Below are 19,752 nucleotides of genomic sequence, written 5' to 3'. Positions count from 1 at the left end.
TCGGATCGGAAAGTCGGTTTGGGCTGTCGTGCCGAGTCCCAACGAGCAGGCATCCGACGGACTCGACGACGACCTTCTCTACAGCATCAGCGGCACTTCACCGAACGATGTTTGGGCGGTGGGCTACGACTGTTGCGTCCCGCACGGTTCGCAAGATTATAACACCGCGCTGATAGAGCATTGGAATGGATCCGCATGGAGCATAGTGCCCAATCCGAAGAATGAACCGGCCGACACTCAGCTCCGTGGAGTGGCAGCCATTTCCGCGAACGACGCTTGGGCTGTCGGCTGGACGACATTTCCCAACGGCACGCTCATCGAGCATTGGAACGGGAAGAATTGGAGCGTCGTCTCCAGCCCAGCCGAGAGCGATGGCGAGTTATGGGCGATTACCGCGGTCTCTTCCAAGGATGTTTGGGCCGTCGGCGAAGGTGATTTTAAGGCGCTAGCCGAGCACTGGGACGGAAACAAGTGGTCCGCTATTCCCACGCAGTCCGGCCCGAAGGGACTTAGCGTGATGCAATCGGTTTCGGCCGTGAACGCTAACGACATTTGGGCAGTCGGTGTATACGACAAGCCCGATACCAACGCATTCGCCGAACACTGGAATGGTACGAGTTGGGAGCTGGTAAAGATCGCGGGCTCCTTCTTCTCGAGCATCTTTTCGGGCGTTACAAGCGTTGCGGCTAATAATGTTTGGGCGGTCGGCTATGAAAACACAAAGGCTGATCGGGTCCTACGAACGCTCATCGAACAATGGGATGGCCGCAAATGGCGCGTCGTGCCAAGTCCAAATAAAGACCCTAAAGGTTATCAGCAGAACAACTGGCTTGACGCCGTCGTGGCGGAGTCGCCAACCGACATCTGGGCGGTCGGATATTGGACGGTCTATCAGCCGCTGGCGCTATTCGAGCGCTGGGACGGGAAACAATGGACGGTGCAGCGTGGTCCGGCTTCCCTTGAATCGAAGACTTTAGCAGCCGAGAGTCAACTTCTGGGAATCACAAAAATCGGCACCGCAGGGCTACTCTGGGGCGCCGGCTACCAATCCATTCCGGGGCAGTGCTGCAGCGGAACGCTTACGGCACGGGCCACCCACGCAGAATGATAGCTGGCGCCTGTCGCGCCGACGCGGCAGCACAGGCGCAGCCTGCGCCCTTGTGCTATACTGTAAGCACCTCCATACGGCTTGACCGCATAGCTCGCGGCCGACTCGCATTTAGGCGAAAGGCGGCCCGCTATTCCACGTCTTCGCTTCAGCATTCTGCCCGCAGAGAAGCTTAGTGACTACCTATCTCACGAATCGCTGCGTGAGACCGATTCCGACGAAGTACGCAGCGTCTACACCTACGGCTGCGGCTGCGTCGCTATTCGCCCAGCGGATGGCTCGCGATGCCGTGTTACCTGGTGTGGGGAGCACGCGTCTGTTCTTTAGATAGGGTCAGCAGCAACGAGCTTCACGCAGCCCCGCGGCTGGTCAGCGCACGATTTGCGGCTCCTATCCCGGAGGCCTCGCGCGCCCCGATACCGGCTGGCAGCGCCGTGAGCGGTTAGGGAGATCGTTTGCCATTCGTCGAATCGCCGAGGCCTCTGCTGGAGCGCAGGCTTACTTTCTTCATCCGACACGGAGCAAGCTCGCAAATGGAACTAGATCCAACGAAAACCGACCCGCAACTGTACAAAGTTCTCTTCGAGAACGACCGAGTGCGCGTCCTGCAATATACTGATAGACCTGGTGACAGAACTAAGCCTCACCAGCATCCGGATAGCGTCCTCATCACTCTCAGTAATTTCCGGCGACGACTCACCGTGGGAGACCGCACTGTAGACGTTGAGACATCGCCTCATAAAGTTATCTGGAACTCGGCGCAGACGCACGTCGGCGAAAATACGGGTACGTCCGACACAGATGTCATATTCGTCGAACTCAAATGAGCTCGAGCTAAATCTTCTTACGTAACGCGGGTGACTGTGTGTGTCACCCGACTCGGAGCTAAGGGTCCTCGTCGATCAGGATCTCGCGGCGCAGGGGAGCAGCGCTACCTGCTCCCGCGAAGATGTCCGCGCCGCACTCGACTATCTCGCGAGTCCGCTCGTCGGCTGCATCACTCGCGATGGCGACGCCGTCGTCGTGATTGACACCCAACTTACCGGGGCTCGGCCCACGCCGGGCCGGCCGGAAGAGCCTGCCTAGTGCGGCGTCCCCAAATACGGAAACTCCTCGAGCACGTCGGTATGAGGGCTCAGCCCGTCGGGCGGGATATCGCCCTTCGATAGAAAGGCCAGCCGGTGATTGATGACGTCGTCGGTAAAGACGCGCCCGTTGGGATAGGCCGCGGGTTTCGACGGGTCGTAGCTCAGCATATCCGGCAGTAAGCCATGGGCATCGATGGCCGCGAGCGCTTCTTCTCGAGTGTAGTCTCCGGTGTGCCCCATCAAATGGACGAACAGATCCGTCCACCGCGCTCGATCGCTAATCGGCTCGCTCGCATTGTATTCCAGCTTCGTGTCGTCGGTATTGAAGAAGCTGCTGACCGACGGGTGGCCGGCGCGATCGACGTGAAGCAGCACGCCCTCCTTGCCGCGCACGCTGCATCGTCCCCAGATGCGCACGCTGGGGTTCGCACCGACTTCACTGGTCGGCAGCTCGAGAACCATCGAAAATATATTTGCCTCCGTGTTCGAATCCTTACCGGTCCACGGCGACTTTCCGCCCAAGTGCGGCGCCGTAAAATTTCTTCCACCGCTCGTATCAAAGAGATTTTTGATGCCGTCGTAGTCAAAAAGGAACGCGTCGCTCCGAACGCCGGCAAAAAACGTATACTCTCCGGACTTTACGATGTTGGGAACGGGACCGAACGACACGTCGACGTCTTGGAAGATCTTGGTGCCGGCCGCTTCGATCGAGCGCGCGTCGTCGCCCGTCGCCATGAATACGCTGACGGTCTGCCGGCCATTTTGCGGCTCCGAGTAGACAAAGCTGAACGCTATGTCGTTCAGAAGATCGCCGTCGTTATCGATGGCAAGCCGGTAGATCGCGTCGGGATGGAGCGCGTTGGCGGACGGATTGGCATTGAGGATGAGCACCGTCCTCGTCGGATCCTTGGGCGACTGGAACGCATACAGATCGCAGAGGTCGAGCCGCTGATCGCCCAGCGGCGGCCCGAGGCTCAAGCCGGTAAAATGATTCGACATCACAGGCTCCTTTTGATTCGCGCGGTGTGGGTTCGGCTTTATACGCGCCAAACCGCCGTATGCCTGTCCGCCGCAGCCGCTAAGGCCGTCTCTAGTAGGTGTGCATCAGACACGCATCGGACTGCGCTACCGGTGAGACGCCGCAGACTTTAAGGAAGGTTAAGCGGTCCGGCGAGCGGACTCCGGAAAGTTCCGAGGCAAGCTCCCACGCCTACTCTGATATTCGAAGTGCCGCCCAGAAGGTTGGCGACTTCGTTACGAACTCCGGGACGTTCAGCCGATGGATCGCAAATGCTTCGGTTGCGTCTCTGCCGACCATCTCTGAGCCGATGCCCACCAGCGGATTCTTCTTAGCGACGTAGATTTGATGGCCCAGCGCAACGCCCCAGATCGCCGTCAGCACGAAGTACGTCAGCGCTACGATCGCGATGAGCTTGAACCCGGTATTCATGGGAGAAACCGGTTGTAATAGAAGAACAGCGAATCGCGCACGTAGCCTTCCGACTCGTAGAGCGCTTGCGCATTTACGTTGTCGATGGCCGTACTGAGCGTGAGCCCGGCGGAACCCGTTTCCGAAGCGTACCGTTCCGCGCGCCGCATCAGCGCCCGTGCCGTACCCTTTCGCCGCCCGCTTGGCTTCACGTACAAATCGTTCAGCACCCAGAAGCGCCTCATCGGACCCGTAAGAAAGAACGGGAAGAGCTGCACGAAGCCGCTCGCTTCGCCGCTGTCCGCGATCGCCAGGAAGAGAACCGATTCGCGCGCTATCCAGCGCTCGCGCAGGAACTCGTACGACGCTTGGAGATCCGCCTTCTGCCCGTAGAAGACACGGTACTGGTCGAAGAGCGGCGCGGCAAGGCGTACCTGCGCATCGGTGCCCACCTCAATGACCTTCACGGAACGCTGCTCGCCGTCGCCAAGCATGATGTTGCTCGCCTCCTTCGACCCGGGCGCCTCGTTCGCTGCCGCGGGGCGCGCCGCCACTGCGAGTTTTTCCTATCGGCTCCGCTTAAGGTCGCGCGTTGCGGGAATATCTCTCCCTCACCGACGCCGCCGTAGAGGAGTTCCACGCAAATGGCAAAGCCGCACCCCCGCTCGAAGGGTGGAGAAACGCACCAAATCGCCTCGGCCGATATCCCGGTCCTGACCACCCAACAAGGCACCCCCGTCTCGGACGACCAGAACTCGCTGCGTGTCGGGGCGCGGGGGCCGACCCTGCTCGAAGACTTTCATTTCCGTGAGAAGATCTTCCACTTCGATCACGAGCGCATTCCCGAGCGCGTCGTCCACGCCCGAGGCTTCGGTGCGCACGGCTTTTTCGAAAACTACGAACCCTTGCCCGGCATCACCAAAGCCGAGCCGTTTCGCAAAGCGAAGCAACGTACTCCGGCGTTCGTGCGCTTTTCCACCGTCGCCGGAAATAAGGGCTCGAGCGATCTCGCTCGCGATGTGCGCGGCTTTGCCGTTAAACTCTACACTCAGGAAGGCAACTGGGACATCGTCGGCAACAACATCCCGGTCTTCTTCATTCAGGACGCAATCAAGTTTCCCGACATCATCCACTCGGCAAAGGAGGAGCCGGACTGCGGCTTTCCGCAGGCGCAGACCGCGCACGATAACTTCTGGGACTTCATCTCGCTTTCTCCCGAGACGACCCATATGGCGATGTGGATTATGTCCGATCGCGCTATTCCGCGCTCGTTCCGTTTCATGGAAGGCTTCGGCGTCCACACGTTCCGCCTGGTCAACGCGGAGGGTAAGGCGACGTTCGTCAAGTTCCACTGGAAGCCCAAACTCGGCCTCCAATCGGTGCTTTGGAACGAGGCCGTGAAAATCAACGGCGCCGACACCGATTTCCATCGCCGCGATCTCTGGAACGCCCTGGTGGCAGGTGACTTTCCCGAATGGGAGCTCGGCCTCCAACTCTTCGACGACGATTTTGCCGACGAGTTTGCGTTCGACGTTTTGGACGCGACGAAACTAATTCCCGAGGAACAAGTCCCCATCCGAATCGTCGGCCGTCTTGTGCTCGATCGCCCGGTCGATAATTTCTTCGCGGAAACGGAGCAGGTCGCGTTTTGCACGCAAAACATCATTCCCGGCGTCGATTTCACGAACGATCCTTTGCTGCAAGGCCGAAACTTCTCGTATCTCGACACACAGCTCAAACGGCTCGGTAGTCCGAACTTTACCTATCTGCCGATCAACGCGCCCAAGTGTCCGTTCGCGCATTTTCAGCAAGACGGACACATGGCGATGATCAGTCCCGTCGGACGAGCGAACTACGAGCCGAATTCGTGGCGCGATGACGGCGGCCCCCGCGAGGATCCCCAAACCGGATTCCGCAGTTTCGCCGCGCAGGAGGCGGGCCCAAAGGAACGGGTGCGCAGCGAAACCTTTGCCGATCATTTCAGCCAGGCGCGCCAGTTTTACCTCAGCCAAACCGAAGTCGAGCAACAGCACATTGCCGGCGCCTTCATTTTCGAGCTGAGTAAGGTCCAGCGCGTCGAGATACGAACGCGGATGGTTTCCCAGCTGCTCAATGTCGACAATGGGCTCGCGAAAAAGGTCGCCGAGGGCCTGCGCCTTCGCGAAATGCCGCACGCAGCGCCGCCGGCGCGAGCGCCAATCACCGACCTTCCGCCCTCGCCCGCACTCAGCATCGTCCTCAACGGCCCGACAACCTTCGCAGGGCGCAAGCTCGGCGTGCTGGTCAGCGACGGCATCGACTCGAAGCTGTTTGCAGCCATTGAGGACGCCGTGGAGGCGGCCGGCGCCACGCTGGAAGTCGTTGCGCCGCAAGTCGGCGGTATCACGACCAGCGACGAAAAGTGGATAGAAGCGCAGCAGCGCATCGACGGCGGCCCGTCCGTATTGTACGACGCGGTGGCATTACTGTTAACAGAGGCGAGCGCCAAGATTCTGTGTAAGAACGCGGCGGCCGTCGACTTCGTGAGCGACGCCTACGCCCACTGCAAATACATCGGCTACGTACCGGGGGCCCTGCCGCTTCTACAGCGCTGCAGCATTCCGGCCGACGGTGAAGGCCTGATCGAACTCAAAACCAAGGGGGACGCCGCGAGTTTTGTCGACGCGTGCGCGGCCCTGCGCGTCTGGTCGCGCTCCGGCAGCTTCAGCTAGCCGGAACCGCGTTACTAAAGGTGTTGTCGCACGATGCCTCTTCGGGGGCTTATCGCCAATCCGTAAAAAAGGTTGCCGGCACGCTGCACGAGCCGCGTCACTGCGCCGCCGCGCGGATAGCTCCATGCGCCTACCTGTTTGCGGTAGACGCCGTTGACTGCGTATGGCGCAATCACTCTCGAATCGAAGATCACCGACTGCGCGATCGTTTTCTCGCCGCCCAGCGGCGTCGTCCCCACGACGCTCGCGTCAGTTCCGGAGACAACCACTCGATAGAGGGTGCTGCTCGCCGTATCGATCGCCGCGACGGTTACGTAACGGCCGTCCCACTGAATCGCGCCGGGACTCTTGATCCGTCTGTCGAGCTTGATCTTCTTCAGCGCTTTGCCGCCGGCCGGCAGCTCCGCGAGCACAAATCCCTTTCCCGACGAGGTGCGCGGACCGTCAATAAACAAATTTCCTTTGTCGTCGTAACCGCAGAAGCGGGCGACGCTCATGCCGGAGACCGTGTAGTAAGTCCCCACGTAATTGGGGTTGCTGAAAACGCCGACCAGATGCCCGATTCCGTTGACGACCGCCAGATTTCCGGTCCGCGCGTCGACGCTGCAGCCGTTCGGCTGCCCTCCCTTTCCGAGATCCTCATAGAAGGTTGTCAACGGGCTCGTGGCTCCGTGCGCGTACTCGACGACCGCGGGGGTCAACGTGCTTGTTATGTAGATGTTGCCGGCCGTGTCGGTGCACATGCCCACCGCTCCCGAAATGCCGCTCGTGATCTTGGTTACGAGCCGTCCCTGCGGATAGGTATAGACATACGCGAAATTTGCATCGGCCTCGGCAACATAGAGCAAGTCACCGCTCGAGTCGGGGGCGAGCTCGCGCGCGTGAGAGGCAGCAGCGGGCACAAATGGCGCCTTAGATCCGCCACACCCCGCCAGAAATGCCGCAAGGACACCGGCGCACAGCCCCCTCATCGGAGCGCACGGCTGAGGGCCACTCCGTAAACGTTCACGCTGCCGCCCGCGAAAGGTCCAAGTACCGCGCCGGCGCGGCCGCCGGCCGGGTAACGCCATACGCCCAGCGTTGCCGCCTCGCTCGACTGCGCTACGAACGTTCCATCTTGCAGCAACGTCTGGACGTAGGGCCAATGCCCCGAGTAGCTGTTCTGCCAGCCCCTGATTCGTGTCGCTCCGACCGCTTTTAACGATCTCCGCGCAAACCGTAGCCGATAAAGAAAACCGGTCGTCGGGTTTGAAAGCGTGATGTGTTTGCCGTCCCACGCAATATCGCCGAACGCAGCAAACTTGCTCCCTAAGGGATAATTCCTGAATGTTCCGCTTCGACGCGGAAGCTCGGCCAGGTTGTTTCCCGAACCTGCTCCGTCGACGAAGAGGTTGCCGCGGTCGTCGTATCCGCAGAGGCCAAACGTGGTGATATCGGGATCGCGATACCACGTTGACGGCTGCTGCGCGTTGGGAAAGATCGCGACTTCGCCCGCGCCCGAAGCCTCCTGTGTCACCGCCAAGTCTCCCGTGCGCGGATCGACCGCACACCCCAACGGGATGTCGCCGCCGTTGAGCGTCTGCGAAGGGTACGCGCTGCCGTGCGCGTACTCCAAGATGACGTAGCCGCTCGGCACGAAGACGTCTCCGCGCGCATCGGCACACAGATCGTTGCCGCTGACACCTAAGCTGCCGACGACCCTACCCTTCGGATAGGTGAGCACGTACACGTTGTCGCCGGTGGCGACATAGAGCAAATCGGTACCCTTCATCTGTGACTGCATTGAAGCGCGGTTATCTGCCGCGCGGGCTTCCCCAATCGCCGTCGATCCGGCGCATCCTGGAAGCCACGAAAGCATGCCCGCGGCCAGAAAGCAGAACGGCGCGGCTCTCACTTTCCACCTCCGAGTGTCGCCAGCTTCGCGAGAATCAGGTCGAGCTTCTCTTCCGTTTCCGCAGCGAGATCGGAGCGGACGCTGGAGAGCGTGTCGAACGTGGTGCCGACGCCGTGCGTGAGTTCGACCAATGCCTCGTATTCGTCGGGTGCGTAGGCGTCGCCGTCGCGCTTGGGCCCGCAGACGAGCGTCCCGACGAGCCGTCCGCGCGAAATCATCGGAAAGGCGAGCTCTCCCTCCAGCTGGGAGGCGGAAAGGTCGTGCAGGTTGACCGGCTTCCCCCATGCACGCAGTGCAACGATACCAGGATCGTTTTCGTCCACGACTCGCCGTGAGCCGTTCGACGAAGCATACTGCGCGGAGCCGTTGCTAACGTAGATCGCCACGCTGTCGGCGGCGGTGTGCTCCTTTACCTCGCCCGCGGCCCGCTCCAGCAAAATCTGCGGACTCGTGATGAACGATGCCTCGTGCGCGAAGTCTCGCAGCGCCTTTTCATCCTCGTGCCGCTTGCGAAAGAAGACCCGATCGACGAGATGGTCCGCGACGCCGTGGATGTAGCGCATCGAGAGTCCCAGGCCCAGCGCAATGACCATCCCGACGATGGCGCTGGTCGTATGGCTTTCGTGCGTCAGCCAGTCGTTGGCCGCCCACTCGATCAAAATGAACACGCCGATCACGAAGCCCGAGACGATCGCGAACACCGTCGCCTTATTGAGCACGAAGCCGATGTCGATCATCCGCCGGCTCAACGCGACGTAGGTCAGCACGATCGGCACGATAACGTACGCGAGGTTGAGCACGATGGCGAGCTCGGTCGCCACCCCATAATCCGTCTGAAAGACGACCAGCGCGCTGTACGTGCCGTAGAGCGCGAAGAGTATCGCGATCGGCAGCAGCGACCACGCCGCTCGCTGGCGCTCGGTCGTGCCGGTTGCCGCGATCGCCAGGACGCTGCACGCGATCGCCGCCACGACCGCGAGATCGAACGGCAGCCCCCACACCGGCGAGAGCACGAGCGGCGCTGGATCGAGCCGTAAGGTCGTGATGCCGGCGACGAATGCCAGATCGATCGCCACGGCAGCCGCGCAGCACGCATAACAGGCCCAGAGCGCGAACTGCCGCACGCCTCCGAGCTCTCCGGCAGCAAACCCATTTGCAAACTTCGCCCACAGCGCGACCGAAATCGCCCCGGCCGGCGCGCAGATTCCCGCCAGCACGTACGGCCACACCCACGGCGCGCCGAATCCGACCGTCGGTGCGCCGACGGCGGTACCGATTGCCAAGCACAACAGCGTCGCCGAGAGGAGCAGGTTGCCGGGAACAAACGCGCGGCGCATCAGAATGAGGCCCGCGAAGAGCACTAGCAATAGCGTGCCGGCGGTGCTGATCGGAATGTCGGCGCGCTCGATCGTCAGGGCACTCGGAACCACTGTAAGCCGCACGGTACCCGAAGCGCGCTTGACCGTCAGCGCAATCGGCCGTTCTGAAACCGGCTGCGAAAGGATCGCGAAGCGTTCGAGCAGCGAGGCGTCGCGCAGATCGATCGCGTCGTTGCGCTGCAGTCCGCCTTTCGCCGCCGCGCCATGCGGATCGATTGCCTCCACGGTTACGGCGTACGGCGTACCCGAGGCGGCAAACTGCGCGCCCCACAGCCCAAACCACGGCGGCGCGCCGAGGCCGGCCTCGTCCACCAGCAGCACGAGCAACGCGATGCCGGTCAGCGCGCAAAGCGCCAGCAGAACCTCGCGCCAGTGGTTACGGGGATTCATCGCCGTGCTTGCTTCGGCCCGGCCCGCTCGGTTCCATCGCATTCCGCCCCGCGGACCAAAGCAGTTGTTAAGTCTAGCCTTAGTAGGGTAAACTTAGTATATGGCCCGTCTCCGCGCCGCGCTCGCCGAATCGCTCTACCTCGCGCTCGCCGTATTGGTTCGGCGGCTGCGCCAGACACGTGACGACACGCTCTCGGTGCCCGAGATCTCTGCGCTGCTTCGCCTGGAGTCCAGCGCTCCCGCCACGCTCACCGTGCTCGCGAAAGAGGAGCGGATCAGTGCCCAGTCGCTGGGCGCGACGCTCGCGGCGCTCGAATCACGGTCGCTCGTCGCGCGCCGCGCCGATCCGCAGGACGGCCGGCAGAGCGTCGTCTCGATTACCGAAGCCGGCCGGTCGACGCTGCGCGGACGGCGCAGCGGCCGTGCCGCCCAGCTCGCCAAAGCGCTCGCCGGAAACTTCGACGCCCAGGAACTGCAGACGCTGCGCGACGCCGCGCCGTTGCTCGAACGCCTCGCCGGTGCCCTCTAGAGTGCCGCGTCGCTACCGCTGGATCGCGCTCTCGAACACGACGCTCGCGATCTTTATGTCGGCGCTCGACGGTTCGATCGTCATCATCGCGCTGCCCGCGATCTTTCGCGGCATTCACATGGATCCGCTCGCCTCGGGGACGTTCGGCTACCTGCTCTGGATGATCATGGGCTATCTGCTCGTGCAGGCCGTCTTCGTCGTGACGCTTGGCCGCCTGGGCGACATGCTGGGGCGCGTGCGAATCTACAACCTCGGCTTCGTCGTCTTTACCCTCGCCTCGGTGCTGCTCTCGTTCGATCCGTTTTCCGCCGAACGCGGCGCGCTCTGGCTGATCGGCTGGCGTCTGCTGCAGGCAATGGGCGGCTCGATGCTCACCGCCAACTCCGCCGCGATCCTCACCGATGCGTTCCCTTCCAACCAGCGCGGCTTCGCGCTGGGCATCAATCAGATCGCCGGCCTCGGCGGGCAGTTTCTCGGCCTGGTCGCCGGCGGTATCTTAGCGATCCTCGATTGGCGCGCCGTCTTCTGGGTGAACGTGCCGGTCGGCATCTTCGGTACGCTCTGGGCCTTTCGCAGTTTACGCGAAATCGGCCAGCATCGCGCGGGCCGCATCGATTGGTGGGGCAACGTCACCTTCGCGCTTGGCCTCGGCGCACTGCTCGTCGCCGTGACCTTCGGCATTCATCCGTACGGCGGCCACGCGATGGGCTGGACGAATCCCGCAACGCTGCTCACGTTGCTCGGGGGTATCGCGTTGCTCGTCGTTTTCGTGCCGATCGAACGGCGCGCCGCCGAACCGATGCTCGATCTGCAGCTGCTGCGCATTCGCGGCTTCGCCGCCGGCATCTTCGCCGTCTTGGCATCCTCGATCGCGCGCGGCGGCCTGCAGTTCATGCTGGTGATCTGGCTGCAAGGCATCTGGCTGCCGCTGCACGGCTTTCCCTATGCACAAACGCCGCTCTGGGCCGGCATCTTTCTGTTGCCGTTCTCCTGCGGCTTCATGGTGGCGGGGCCGCTCTCGGGCCATCTCTCCGATCGCTTCGGCGCGCGCCGCTTTTCGACGGCCGGGCTGCTGGTCTTCGCCGCGAGCCTCGTCGGTCTCGCGTTGCTTCCCGTCGACTTCACGTACTGGGCCTTTGCACTGTGCATCGCCGGCACCGGCGTGGGCACCGGCATGTTCGCCGCACCGAATACCGCTGCCGTCATGAGCAGCGTACCCGCGCCGCAGCGTGGCGTGGCCTCGGGAATGCGCTCGACGCTGCAGAACGCCGGCAATCTCTTGTCGATCGGCCTCTCGTTCTCGCTGATGATTGTCGTGCTCTCGCACGCGCTGCCGCCGGCGATGATCGGCGGCCTCGTGCACGAAGGCGTACCGCACACGATTGCGCGCCAGGTCGCCGCGCTGCCGCCGGTCTCGTCGCTCTTCGCGGCCTTTCTCGGCATGAATCCATTGGAGCAGCTGCTGCGACCCAGCGGCGTGCTCGCCTCGCTCTCGGCGATCCAGCGCGCTACGCTGACGGGGACGAACTTTTTTCCCAACCTCATCGCCGCGCCGTTCCATCGCGGGCTGATCGCCGTCTTCGCTGCGGGCACGCTGCTCTCGCTGCTCGGCGCTGCCGCTTCGTTCATGCGCGGCCCGCGCGCCGCGCTTTCGCCACCCCAAACGCTAAGGAGAACCGACGTTGCCTGAAACCACACCGAAGATCGACCCGCGCCGCACCGCGCTGCTGATTATGGATTACCAGCGCGGCATTCTCGGCATGATCGAAGATTCCGACGCGCTCGTCGAGCGGGCGAAGCGCGCCATCGAAACGGTCCGCGAACGCGGCGGTCACATCGGCTACGTGCGCGTTGCCCTCACGCCCGACGAGCTCGCGGCCGTACCCGACACCAACAAAGGTTTTGCCGCGGCCAAATCGGCCGGCCGCGCGCTCTGGCACGACGCGCCCGAAACGCAAATCGACGAACGCATCGCGCCGCGCGAAGGCGATATCGTCGTGCGCAAGCGCCGCGTCGGCGCGTTCTCCACGACCGATCTCCTCGAGCAGTTGCGAGCCCGCGACGTCGACACGCTGATCTTGGCCGGCGTGAGCACGAGCGGCGTCGTTCTCTCGACGCTGCGCGACGCGGCCGACCGCGACTACCGGCTCTTCGTCATTGCCGACGCCTGCGCCGATCCGAACGCAACCGTGCACGAAGCGCTGACACAGCAGGTCTTTCCGCGTCAAGCCGACGTCATCTCCGCCGGCGGCCTCGCCGAACTCTTCGCGGACTAAAGCGCGCCCGCCGAGGCTTTATCGCGGCACGCCGGGGTGCGACACCGTCGCGAGTCGTCCCGCCGGAATATCCTATACTGATAGACAGAACCGCTGGCCGGCGTGATATGCTCTGCCGTGAGAGGCAGTGACTCATGCAAATGCAGCTTAACGACGAGAAGCCGTACCTCGAATATCACGCGGGCCGCCCGGTCCGCAAGGTGAGCCCGCGGACGAAGCACGCGCTCGTGCAAGGCGCGCTGCTCGTGATCCTGCGGCGCTGCGCCGGTTCGGCGTACCGCGTAGGCACGGAATGGCAGTGCGATCTCTCCGAGGCGCTTGGCACGAAGACGCTGCTCGTTCCCGACGTGGCAGCAATCGCGACGAGCCGGCTGATGGATCTCTCTGATGTGCGGCGCGACTCTCCCCCGTTCGCACCCGACCTCGTGGTCGAAGTGCGCTCCCCGAACGATCGAGCAGACGACCGCGAATGGAAGCTGCGCGCTTATCTTGATGCAGGAGCCGCGCTCGTGCTCGACGTCCTGCCCGGCCAAAGCACAATCCACGCCCACACAAAGGAACGCAGCGTAACTTTCCGCACCGGTGATGCGTTTCGGCACGAGGCCGCGCCGCGGCTGCAGTTCGATCTCGTCGAAGCCTTCGCCGACCTGCTCTAACCACAAGAGCACCGGCACGGAGAACCGCGGATCGTGCCGAACCGTGCCGACAAGAAAAGGAGCGAGATGTAACTATGCGTTTGGAATTTAAAAATCGAACTGTTTTCGCGACGGCGATGGCCGCGTTGCTCGCAGGATGCGGCGGCGGAATGTCGCCGGCGCAGCCGAGTGCGGCCGGGGCGGCCAGTCCGGCGCAGCTGCGCGCCCTCGGCACGGCCGGCCTCGTGCACCCACTGCGAGCGCGCGCTTCGAGCCGCGAAGGTTCGTGGATGACGCCCGACGCGAAACGATTGAAAGGCCTGCTCTACGTCGCGGACGAGGCAACGAACGACGTCTACGTCTATTCGTACCCCGCCGGTAAGCTCAAGGGTACGCTGACCGGATTCGATATTCCAGCGGGGATCTGTTCGAACAAACGCGGCGACGTCTTCATTCTCAACGGAGGCGGCATGACCGTCGACGTCTACGCGCACGGCGGCACCTCGCCGCTTCGGGTCCTCAATCTCCCAGGTTATCCCGAGTTGAACTGCAGCGTCGACCCGACGACCGGAAATCTGGCGCTCGGCGCGCTCGCCGGCAGCTGCGGAGATTGCATTGCGGTCTTCACCAAGGCGCAGGGAACCCCGACGACCTACACGCCCTCGGGGCAGAACGGAATTCCCGGCTGCGGCTACGACAGTCACGGAAACCTCTATTGTGACGCCTATGGAAGTGACGGAACTTTCGCCCTCTTCGAGCTCCCGCATGGGAGTTCGAACGTAACGAGCATCGCGGTGAGCGGCGCCGGCGGTTTGACGGCCGGTTCGCTCCAGTGGGACGGCACCGACGTCGCGTTTGGCGCCGGCGCCGGGCCGACGCTCTACCAAATCAAACTCTCCGGATCGACTGGAAGCGTCGCGGGCTCGACCTCGCTCAGCGGCGCGGGCTCGGTTTGGCAGTTCTGGATCACGAAGGTCTCCGGCGGTAAGAAAGCGCCGAAGAAACTGCGCGTAATCGCGCCGACCTACGGCGCCGGCAACACCGAAGCCGGTTATTGGAACTATCCGGCCGGCGGTGCTGCCACGAAAACGATCACCGGATTGACGCAACCCGACGGCGCGGCGTTGAGCGTCAAGAAGTAACGCGCGTTTCGGTTCAAGAGCCACCCGCGGGGGAAGAACCCCGCGGGCGATGACTCTTTTGATGGAGACTTGATGGAATTGCGGCGGCGCATTACCGGCTTCTTTCGTGTGCTGGGGCCGGGCCTAATTACGGGCGCGGCCGACGACGACCCGTCGGGAATCTCAACCTACTCGGTTGCGGGCGCCGCGACCGGTTTCTCGATGCTCTGGCTCACGCTCATCTCAACGCCGATGATGGCGGTGATTCAGGGGATGTGCGCCCGCATCGCCATGGTCAGCGGCGAGGGCCTCGCCGCCGTGATGCGCAAGCGACTTCCGCGGCTGCTCTCGTATTCGCTGGCCGCGCTCGTCATCGTGGCCAATACGTTCAACCTTGGCGCCGATCTCGGCGGCATGGCGGACGCCGCGCACCTGGTGGCGCCGCTGCCGGCCGACGCCTGGGTCTTCTTCTTCGGGGTCGGCCTGATCGCGGCACAGACCTGGTTATCGTATCCGACGATCGCGCGCATCTTCAAATGGCTGACGCTGTCGCTCTTTGCCTACGTCGTTACGGCGTTCGTCGTCCATCCCCCGTGGGGAGAGGTTCTTCGGCACTTCGTCGTCCCGCACGTCGAGTGGAACGCGCGCTTTCTCTCGACGATCGTCGGCGTGCTGGGTACGACGATCACTCCCTATCTCTTCTTCTGGCAAGCCTCGCTGATGATCGAAGAAGAGAAGGAATCCGGGAAAACGACGACGGCCTCCCGGCGCGGAACCGATGAAACTTCCATTCGCAACATGCACACCGACGTCAACAGCGGCATGATTTTTTCCAATCTGGTCGCATTTTTTATCATCGTGACGACGGCGGCCACGCTCAACGCTCACGGAAAGCACGATATCGCTACCGCCGCGGAGGCGGCACAAGCGTTGACCCCGCTCGCAGGCAAGTTCGCCGCGCTCCTGTTTACGCTGGGCATGGTCGGGACCGGCATACTTGCCGTTCCAGTGCTCGCAGGCTCCTCGGCGTACGTCGCCGCACAGACGTTTGGCTTTCGAGAAGGGCTCAATGAGACGCCGCACCGCGCCCCGCGATTCTACGCCATTCTGACCGCCGGAGTGATCATCGGCATTGCTATGAACCTGCTCCACATCGATGCGATCAGGGCGCTCTTTTGGTCGGCGGTGCTCAATGGAGTGGCGGCCGTGCCGCTGATCGCGGTGATCGTCTGGTTTGCCTCGAGTCCGGCGATCATGGGGCAATGGCGCAGCTCGATCCTGGCGCGGGCGTGGGGATGGGCGACCGTCGTGCTGATGGGCGCGACCACCGCCGGCATGTTTTACTTCATGGCTAAAGGGTCGTAGCCGCACACGATGGCCGTCAAATGGTTTTTCAGCGTGGCGGTCGTCTTAGCCGGCACGGGCAATCTGCGAATCGAGGCGCAGTCGCTTCCGCAGCCATCGCCCAGCCCTCCCGCAGCGGATCCGTGCGATGGACCAAGCCGCCTTCTCGCGACGGCCGACCGGCCAACGGTCGGCTACAGTACCTGCGCGGTAAAGAGGGATACCGCCGTTTTTGAAGTGGGCTACCAAAACACCGTCCGCGGTACGGCGCACGCCGGCGCCGTCGTCAGCGACGTGCCGCAAAACTTTCTGCGTCTCGGGGTCGCAACGCGATTGGAGTTCGACGTCATCGGGCCCAACTACGAGGGGATCCGCAGCTACGCTCCCCGCAGCGACGGGACGACGACCCACGGCGTTACCGACTCGGGCCTCGGGCTAAAATACGAGCTTCCTCAAGCGGGACGCTGGACGCTGGCCTTTGATGGGCTCTACATCGGGCCCAACGGTTCGCCCGCGCTCACCGCCGGAAACGCAACCCTCACCGCAAACTTCGATGCGTCGTACGCGCTGAGCCCGGCGACCAGCGTGGGCACCACGATCGCCGTCTCCTCGACCGGAGCCAACGCCGCGGGCGGGCATCTGCAGTACGGTGTGACGACGCCCTCGTTCGTCGTCACGACGCAGATTCCGCACTACTATCAGTTCTACGCCGAGTACGTGATCGTCTCGAAGGCCGGCCCCGATGCGGGAGCCCGTGCGTTCACCGACTTCGGCGTGCAAAAACTGTTCGGCAGCCGAACCGAAATCGATCTCAAGTACGGCCACGCCTTCTCCGGCATTCCGTCACTGCGTTTCAACTACGTCGGCTTTGGCGCCGTCGTGCAGCTATGGTGAATCGAGCACGGACTTTTAACGATCGTCTTGCGCGCCGCCTTCGTTGGCGGGAACCCGCTCGGGATGAGGGCCGTCGAACGTTTCCAAATCCGGCTTCGACTCATCGCGCCGGTTGGCGTCCTCTTTCTCCGATGTATCGTGATCGTACTGATTGGAAAGGCGATCGCTCACAGGTTGTCCTTTCGCGCTAAGTCACGCGCTTATACGATTCAACGTTGGCTCGGCGTACCTTCGCTATCCGACCAGATCGTGCCAGCTTCCCGCGTGGAGATTGATGCCGTAATATTCCGCGGCGGCCTTGATGTTTTCGAACGCTTGCGCGCGCTCCGTATTGCTGACGCCGTCGACCGAGCCGAAGCGGGCGACCGCGCTGCGCACGTGACCGGCGTCGATCAGCGGCTCCTTGCGTTCGTGGGGAAAAGCAAAGGCGCTGTCGGGAAGCTTGGAGCGGGCCGCGTCGCTCCCGTCGCGCATCGGCCGCCAAGTCACATCCATGGATAGAGCCTATCGCGCTAGCGTTGCCGCGAGGTCGCCGCAACGTTAACGCTTCTTTCGTCTCCCGGCGGCGGCGCTTTTCGAAGCCGCTGCGCCCGCGCGTTTTGCCAGCGCGTCGACGACGTCGGCCGTCTGTTTGAGGACCTCACCCGCGGTCGTCACCGCTTCACCCACGTCGTGCGCGCGGGTCGCGACCCGCTGGACACGCCCGGCAACCTTGCGAACCGTCTTCTTCGGGTTGGCCAACGTCTTGCGCGCGCCGGTTGCGGCCCGCTTTGCGACCTTCTTCGCAGCGGCGATGGGCGCCGCGGCCTTTTTTCGCGATGCGGTTTTCTTGCGCGGGGCAGCCTTCTTGCGCGCCGGCGACTTCTTTGCTGGCATCCTCTTCCTCCCTTTCGGAGTTCTTACCGTCGTGGTAGCGATGCTAAACGAAGCTCCCGCTGGGCGGATGCCGGGTAAAGCACCGGGTATAGTCCGGTGATGTCGCACGCCAGACGAGTCCGGGCCGTCAATGCTGCACTGGCCCTGGGCGCGCTGGGCATCGTCTTCGGCGATATCGGCACCAGTCCGCTCTACGCGTTTCGCCAGTGCTTCCTCAGCCAGTTGCGAATCGCTCCGACCCACGAGAACGTCCTCGGCGTTTTGAGCCTGATTCTCTGGTCGCTGATTCTCATCGTCTTCGTGCGCTACATCGGGATGATCATGCGCGTCGCGCACGACGGCGAGGGCGGCATCCTCGCGCTGCTGGCCTTCGTGCTGCCGCCCTCAAAGCGCGGCGTGCTGCCCGCCGCGACCTGGCTTACGTTCTTGGTGATTCTGGGCGCGGGCATGTTACTCGGCGACGGCATCATCACCCCGGCCGTCTCGGTACTATCGGCCGTCGAAGGCGTCTCGGTTGCCACGCCCGAGGCTCAGCACCTCGTCGTGCCGATCGCGGTCGCGATCCTCCTCGCGCTCTTCCTCGTGCAGTATCGCGGCACCGGAAAAATCGGCAGCGTCTTTGGGCCGATTATGCTGCTCTGGTTCGTCACGATCGCGCTGCTTGGGATATCCGGCATCGCCCAGTATCCCGCCGCGCTGTGGGCGCTCAATCCGTACTACATCGTCGCCTTCTTCTTACATCACGGTCCGGCGGCGCTCGTGATCTTCGGCGCGGTTGTGCTCTGCGTCTCGGGCGTCGAAGCGCTCTACGCCGACATGTCGCACTTCGGCCTCAAGCCGATCGCCACGGCCTGGACGCTGGTCGTCTTCCCCGCGCTCGCGCTCAACTACGTTGGCCAAGGCGCGCTCGTGCTTGCCAACCCCCAGAGCCTCGATAATCCCTTCTATCGCCTCGCGCCGCCGGCCATGCTCTATCCGGTCGTGGCGATCGCAACGCTGGCGACGATCATCGCGAGTCAAGCGCTGATCTCCGGCGTCTTCACGCTCACCAAACAGGCGATCAGTCTGGATTTCATTCCCCGCGTGCGCGTCGTCTATACCTCGATCCTGCACCGCGGCCAGATCTACGTGCCGTTCATCAACCGGCTCTTGGCGATCGCCTGCATCTCGCTGGTCATCACGTTCCGTAGCTCGACGGCGCTTGCCAATGCCTACGGTTTGGCCGTCGCCGTAACGATGGTCGTCACGTCGGTCGCGTATTTCGAAGTCGTGCGGGCGAAGTTCGGTTGGAGCCTTCCGGCGGCGCTGCTGGCAACGATTCCATTTTTGGGCATCGAGCTGCTCTTCGTCATCGGCAGCCTGCCCAAAGTGCGCGAAGGCGGCTGGTTCCCGCTGACGATCAGCTTGATCGTCTTCATCATCGCAACCACCTGGCGCTCTGGACGCCGCCGCATCGCGCAGGTTCAGCTCGAACAGTCGCAATCGGTCGAAAGCTTTTTACACGAAGCAAGGCCGCACCTCAACGTGCCCTACCAAGGAACCGCGGTCTTTCTCACCGGCGATCCTGAAGGGGTGCCGTTCGTGCTCCGGCACCACCTCGCGCGCACGCACAGCGTCGACGAGCTGATCGTGCTGCTGACGATTCTCCCCGTTACCGACCCCTACGTGCGCCAAGAGAAGCGCGTGCGTGCCGAGCGGCTCTCCGAGGGCCTGGTACGCATCACCGCGCGCTTCGGCTTCATGGAGAAACTCGACATCTCGCCGGTCGTCGCAGGCTGCTCGGCGCACGGGCTGCCGCTCGCGGGAGAGAACACGACCTACTTTGCGGCGGAGCCCGTGATCGTCGAGAAAAACCACGGGCTGTTCAATGCCGCGCGGCGCGGACTCTTCGTCCTAATGAAGCGTAACGCGCGTTCGATCACGGCATCTCTCGGGATTCCGCCCGACGCCCTGGCAAAGCTCTGCATCGAGGTGCCGTGGTAAGTGGGGCACGCTTCGATGCCGCCTGCGAGAAGAGGCCCCGGGCGTTGGGGCGACCCGGTTTGGAGCAACGGGCACGCCGCTCCTGGCCTCATCAT

20 protein-coding genes are annotated in these 19,752 nt (G+C 63.1%); 11 read left to right on the top strand and 9 right to left on the bottom strand.

Annotation, left to right across the window (positions count from 1 at the left end):
• Window positions 1–28: 28 nt before the first annotated feature.
• Entirely contained in the window at window positions 29–1,108 is a 1,080-nt protein-coding gene (locus VGG51_08545) for a hypothetical protein (protein HEY1883076.1), read from the top strand.
• A gap of 867 nt (window positions 1,109–1,975) precedes the next feature.
• Window positions 1,976–2,194: a hypothetical protein gene (locus VGG51_08540; protein ID HEY1883075.1), complete on the top strand. Its 219-nt coding sequence runs from the start codon at window positions 1,976–1,978 to the stop codon at window positions 2,192–2,194.
• On the opposite strand, the gene VGG51_08535 is transcribed toward VGG51_08540, so the two are convergent.
• The 3 genes from VGG51_08535 to VGG51_08525 form a co-directional block, all read right to left on the bottom strand.
• Window positions 2,191–3,195: a DUF4331 family protein gene (locus VGG51_08535; GenBank protein HEY1883074.1), complete on the bottom strand. Its 1,005-nt coding sequence runs from the start codon at window positions 3,193–3,195 to the stop codon at window positions 2,191–2,193. The genes VGG51_08540 and VGG51_08535 overlap by 4 nt on opposite strands.
• Window positions 3,196–3,406: 211 nt before the next feature.
• A complete protein-coding gene (locus tag VGG51_08530) occupies window positions 3,407–3,646 on the bottom strand; it encodes a hypothetical protein (GenBank protein HEY1883073.1) in 240 nt (79 codons plus the stop codon).
• Window positions 3,643–4,179 (bottom strand): GNAT family N-acetyltransferase, encoded by a 537-nt coding sequence (locus VGG51_08525; protein HEY1883072.1) that lies wholly within the window; start codon window positions 4,177–4,179, stop codon window positions 3,643–3,645. Before VGG51_08525 ends, VGG51_08530 begins: the two co-directional genes overlap by 4 nt.
• 90 nt (window positions 4,180–4,269) lie before the next feature.
• On the opposite strand from VGG51_08525, the gene VGG51_08520 reads away from it, so the two are divergent.
• Window positions 4,270–6,336 carry a catalase gene (locus VGG51_08520; protein ID HEY1883071.1) on the top strand — a complete coding sequence of 689 codons (2,067 nt, stop codon included), beginning with the start codon at window positions 4,270–4,272 and terminating at the stop codon, window positions 6,334–6,336.
• A 14-nt stretch (window positions 6,337–6,350) separates the two neighbouring features.
• On the opposite strand, the gene VGG51_08515 is transcribed toward VGG51_08520, so the two are convergent.
• From VGG51_08515 to VGG51_08505, 3 genes are all read right to left on the bottom strand, one after another.
• A complete protein-coding gene (locus VGG51_08515; protein HEY1883070.1) occupies window positions 6,351–7,238 on the bottom strand; it encodes a hypothetical protein in 888 nt (295 codons plus the stop codon).
• A 65-nt stretch (window positions 7,239–7,303) separates the two neighbouring features.
• Window positions 7,304–8,119 carry a hypothetical protein gene (locus tag VGG51_08510; protein HEY1883069.1) on the bottom strand — a complete coding sequence of 272 codons (816 nt, stop codon included), beginning with the start codon at window positions 8,117–8,119 and terminating at the stop codon, window positions 7,304–7,306.
• Between the two features lie 107 nt (window positions 8,120–8,226).
• Window positions 8,227–9,999, bottom strand: coding sequence for a GAF domain-containing protein (locus VGG51_08505; GenBank protein ID HEY1883068.1), 1,773 nt, complete (start codon window positions 9,997–9,999; stop codon window positions 8,227–8,229).
• Window positions 10,000–10,099: 100 nt separating this feature from the next.
• Between VGG51_08505 and VGG51_08500 the strand changes: the two genes are divergently transcribed.
• The 7 genes from VGG51_08500 to VGG51_08470 all read left to right on the top strand — a co-directional run bounded on the left by VGG51_08500 (window position 10,100) and on the right by VGG51_08470 (window position 16,798).
• On the top strand, window positions 10,100–10,528 hold the full coding sequence (locus VGG51_08500; protein ID HEY1883067.1) for a MarR family transcriptional regulator: 429 nt from the start codon (window positions 10,100–10,102) through the stop codon (window positions 10,526–10,528).
• A 1-nt stretch (window position 10,529) separates the two neighbouring features.
• A complete protein-coding gene (locus VGG51_08495; protein ID HEY1883066.1) occupies window positions 10,530–12,218 on the top strand; it encodes an MFS transporter in 1,689 nt (562 codons plus the stop codon).
• On the top strand, window positions 12,211–12,804 hold the full coding sequence (locus VGG51_08490) for a cysteine hydrolase (protein HEY1883065.1): 594 nt from the start codon (window positions 12,211–12,213) through the stop codon (window positions 12,802–12,804). The genes VGG51_08495 and VGG51_08490 overlap by 8 nt, the downstream gene beginning before the upstream one ends.
• Before the next feature lie 134 nt (window positions 12,805–12,938).
• Window positions 12,939–13,460: a Uma2 family endonuclease gene (locus VGG51_08485; protein HEY1883064.1), complete on the top strand. Its 522-nt coding sequence runs from the start codon at window positions 12,939–12,941 to the stop codon at window positions 13,458–13,460.
• 74 nt (window positions 13,461–13,534) lie between these two features.
• Window positions 13,535–14,581 carry a hypothetical protein gene (locus tag VGG51_08480; protein HEY1883063.1) on the top strand — a complete coding sequence of 349 codons (1,047 nt, stop codon included), beginning with the start codon at window positions 13,535–13,537 and terminating at the stop codon, window positions 14,579–14,581.
• Between the two features lie 72 nt (window positions 14,582–14,653).
• Window positions 14,654–15,925 (top strand): Nramp family divalent metal transporter, encoded by a 1,272-nt coding sequence (locus VGG51_08475; GenBank protein ID HEY1883062.1) that lies wholly within the window; start codon window positions 14,654–14,656, stop codon window positions 15,923–15,925.
• A 9-nt stretch (window positions 15,926–15,934) separates the two neighbouring features.
• Window positions 15,935–16,798 (top strand): hypothetical protein, encoded by an 864-nt coding sequence (locus tag VGG51_08470; protein ID HEY1883061.1) that lies wholly within the window; start codon window positions 15,935–15,937, stop codon window positions 16,796–16,798.
• Window positions 16,799–16,813: 15 nt separating this feature from the next.
• On the opposite strand, the gene VGG51_08465 is transcribed toward VGG51_08470, so the two are convergent.
• The 3 genes from VGG51_08465 to VGG51_08455 form a co-directional block, all read right to left on the bottom strand.
• Window positions 16,814–16,969 carry a hypothetical protein gene (locus VGG51_08465; protein ID HEY1883060.1) on the bottom strand — a complete coding sequence of 52 codons (156 nt, stop codon included), beginning with the start codon at window positions 16,967–16,969 and terminating at the stop codon, window positions 16,814–16,816.
• A gap of 63 nt (window positions 16,970–17,032) precedes the next feature.
• Window positions 17,033–17,293 carry a DUF6582 domain-containing protein gene (locus VGG51_08460; protein HEY1883059.1) on the bottom strand — a complete coding sequence of 87 codons (261 nt, stop codon included), beginning with the start codon at window positions 17,291–17,293 and terminating at the stop codon, window positions 17,033–17,035.
• 45 nt (window positions 17,294–17,338) lie between these two features.
• Entirely contained in the window at window positions 17,339–17,674 is a 336-nt protein-coding gene (locus VGG51_08455) for a hypothetical protein (protein HEY1883058.1), read from the bottom strand.
• A gap of 99 nt (window positions 17,675–17,773) precedes the next feature.
• On the opposite strand from VGG51_08455, the gene VGG51_08450 reads away from it, so the two are divergent.
• A complete protein-coding gene (locus tag VGG51_08450; GenBank protein ID HEY1883057.1) occupies window positions 17,774–19,657 on the top strand; it encodes a KUP/HAK/KT family potassium transporter in 1,884 nt (627 codons plus the stop codon).
• Window positions 19,658–19,752: the final 95 nt, after the last annotated feature.

Origin of the sequence: Candidatus Cybelea sp., assembly GCA_036489315.1 — a bacterium.
Taxonomy (GTDB): domain Bacteria; phylum Vulcanimicrobiota; class Vulcanimicrobiia; order Vulcanimicrobiales; family Vulcanimicrobiaceae; genus Cybelea.
Note: the sequence above shows the minus strand (reverse complement) of the source record. Positions and strands in the feature narration are given on the sequence as shown.

What these genes read in the sequence shown, in the direction of transcription:
- VGG51_08470 (HEY1883061.1), top strand. Translation starts at nt 15,935, where the DNA reads ATGGCCGTCAAATGGTTTTTCAGCGTGGCGGTCGTCTTAGCCGGCACG.
- VGG51_08450 (HEY1883057.1), top strand. Translation starts at nt 17,774, where the DNA reads ATGTCGCACGCCAGACGAGTCCGGGCCGTCAATGCTGCACTGGCCCTG.
- VGG51_08505 (HEY1883068.1), bottom strand. Translation starts at nt 9,999, where the DNA reads ATGAATCCCCGTAACCACTGGCGCGAGGTTCTGCTGGCGCTTTGCGCG.
- VGG51_08455 (HEY1883058.1), bottom strand. Translation starts at nt 17,674, where the DNA reads ATGCCAGCAAAGAAGTCGCCGGCGCGCAAGAAGGCTGCCCCGCGCAAG.
- VGG51_08480 (HEY1883063.1), top strand. Translation starts at nt 13,535, where the DNA reads ATGCGTTTGGAATTTAAAAATCGAACTGTTTTCGCGACGGCGATGGCC.
- VGG51_08535 (HEY1883074.1), bottom strand. Translation starts at nt 3,195, where the DNA reads ATGTCGAATCATTTTACCGGCTTGAGCCTCGGGCCGCCGCTGGGCGAT.
- VGG51_08530 (HEY1883073.1), bottom strand. Translation starts at nt 3,646, where the DNA reads ATGAATACCGGGTTCAAGCTCATCGCGATCGTAGCGCTGACGTACTTC.
- VGG51_08510 (HEY1883069.1), bottom strand. Translation starts at nt 8,119, where the DNA reads ATGCAGTCACAGATGAAGGGTACCGATTTGCTCTATGTCGCCACCGGC.
- VGG51_08475 (HEY1883062.1), top strand. Translation starts at nt 14,654, where the DNA reads ATGGAATTGCGGCGGCGCATTACCGGCTTCTTTCGTGTGCTGGGGCCG.
- VGG51_08520 (HEY1883071.1), top strand. Translation starts at nt 4,270, where the DNA reads ATGGCAAAGCCGCACCCCCGCTCGAAGGGTGGAGAAACGCACCAAATC.
- VGG51_08460 (HEY1883059.1), bottom strand. Translation starts at nt 17,293, where the DNA reads ATGGATGTGACTTGGCGGCCGATGCGCGACGGGAGCGACGCGGCCCGC.
- VGG51_08500 (HEY1883067.1), top strand. Translation starts at nt 10,100, where the DNA reads ATGGCCCGTCTCCGCGCCGCGCTCGCCGAATCGCTCTACCTCGCGCTC.
- VGG51_08485 (HEY1883064.1), top strand. Translation starts at nt 12,939, where the DNA reads ATGCAAATGCAGCTTAACGACGAGAAGCCGTACCTCGAATATCACGCG.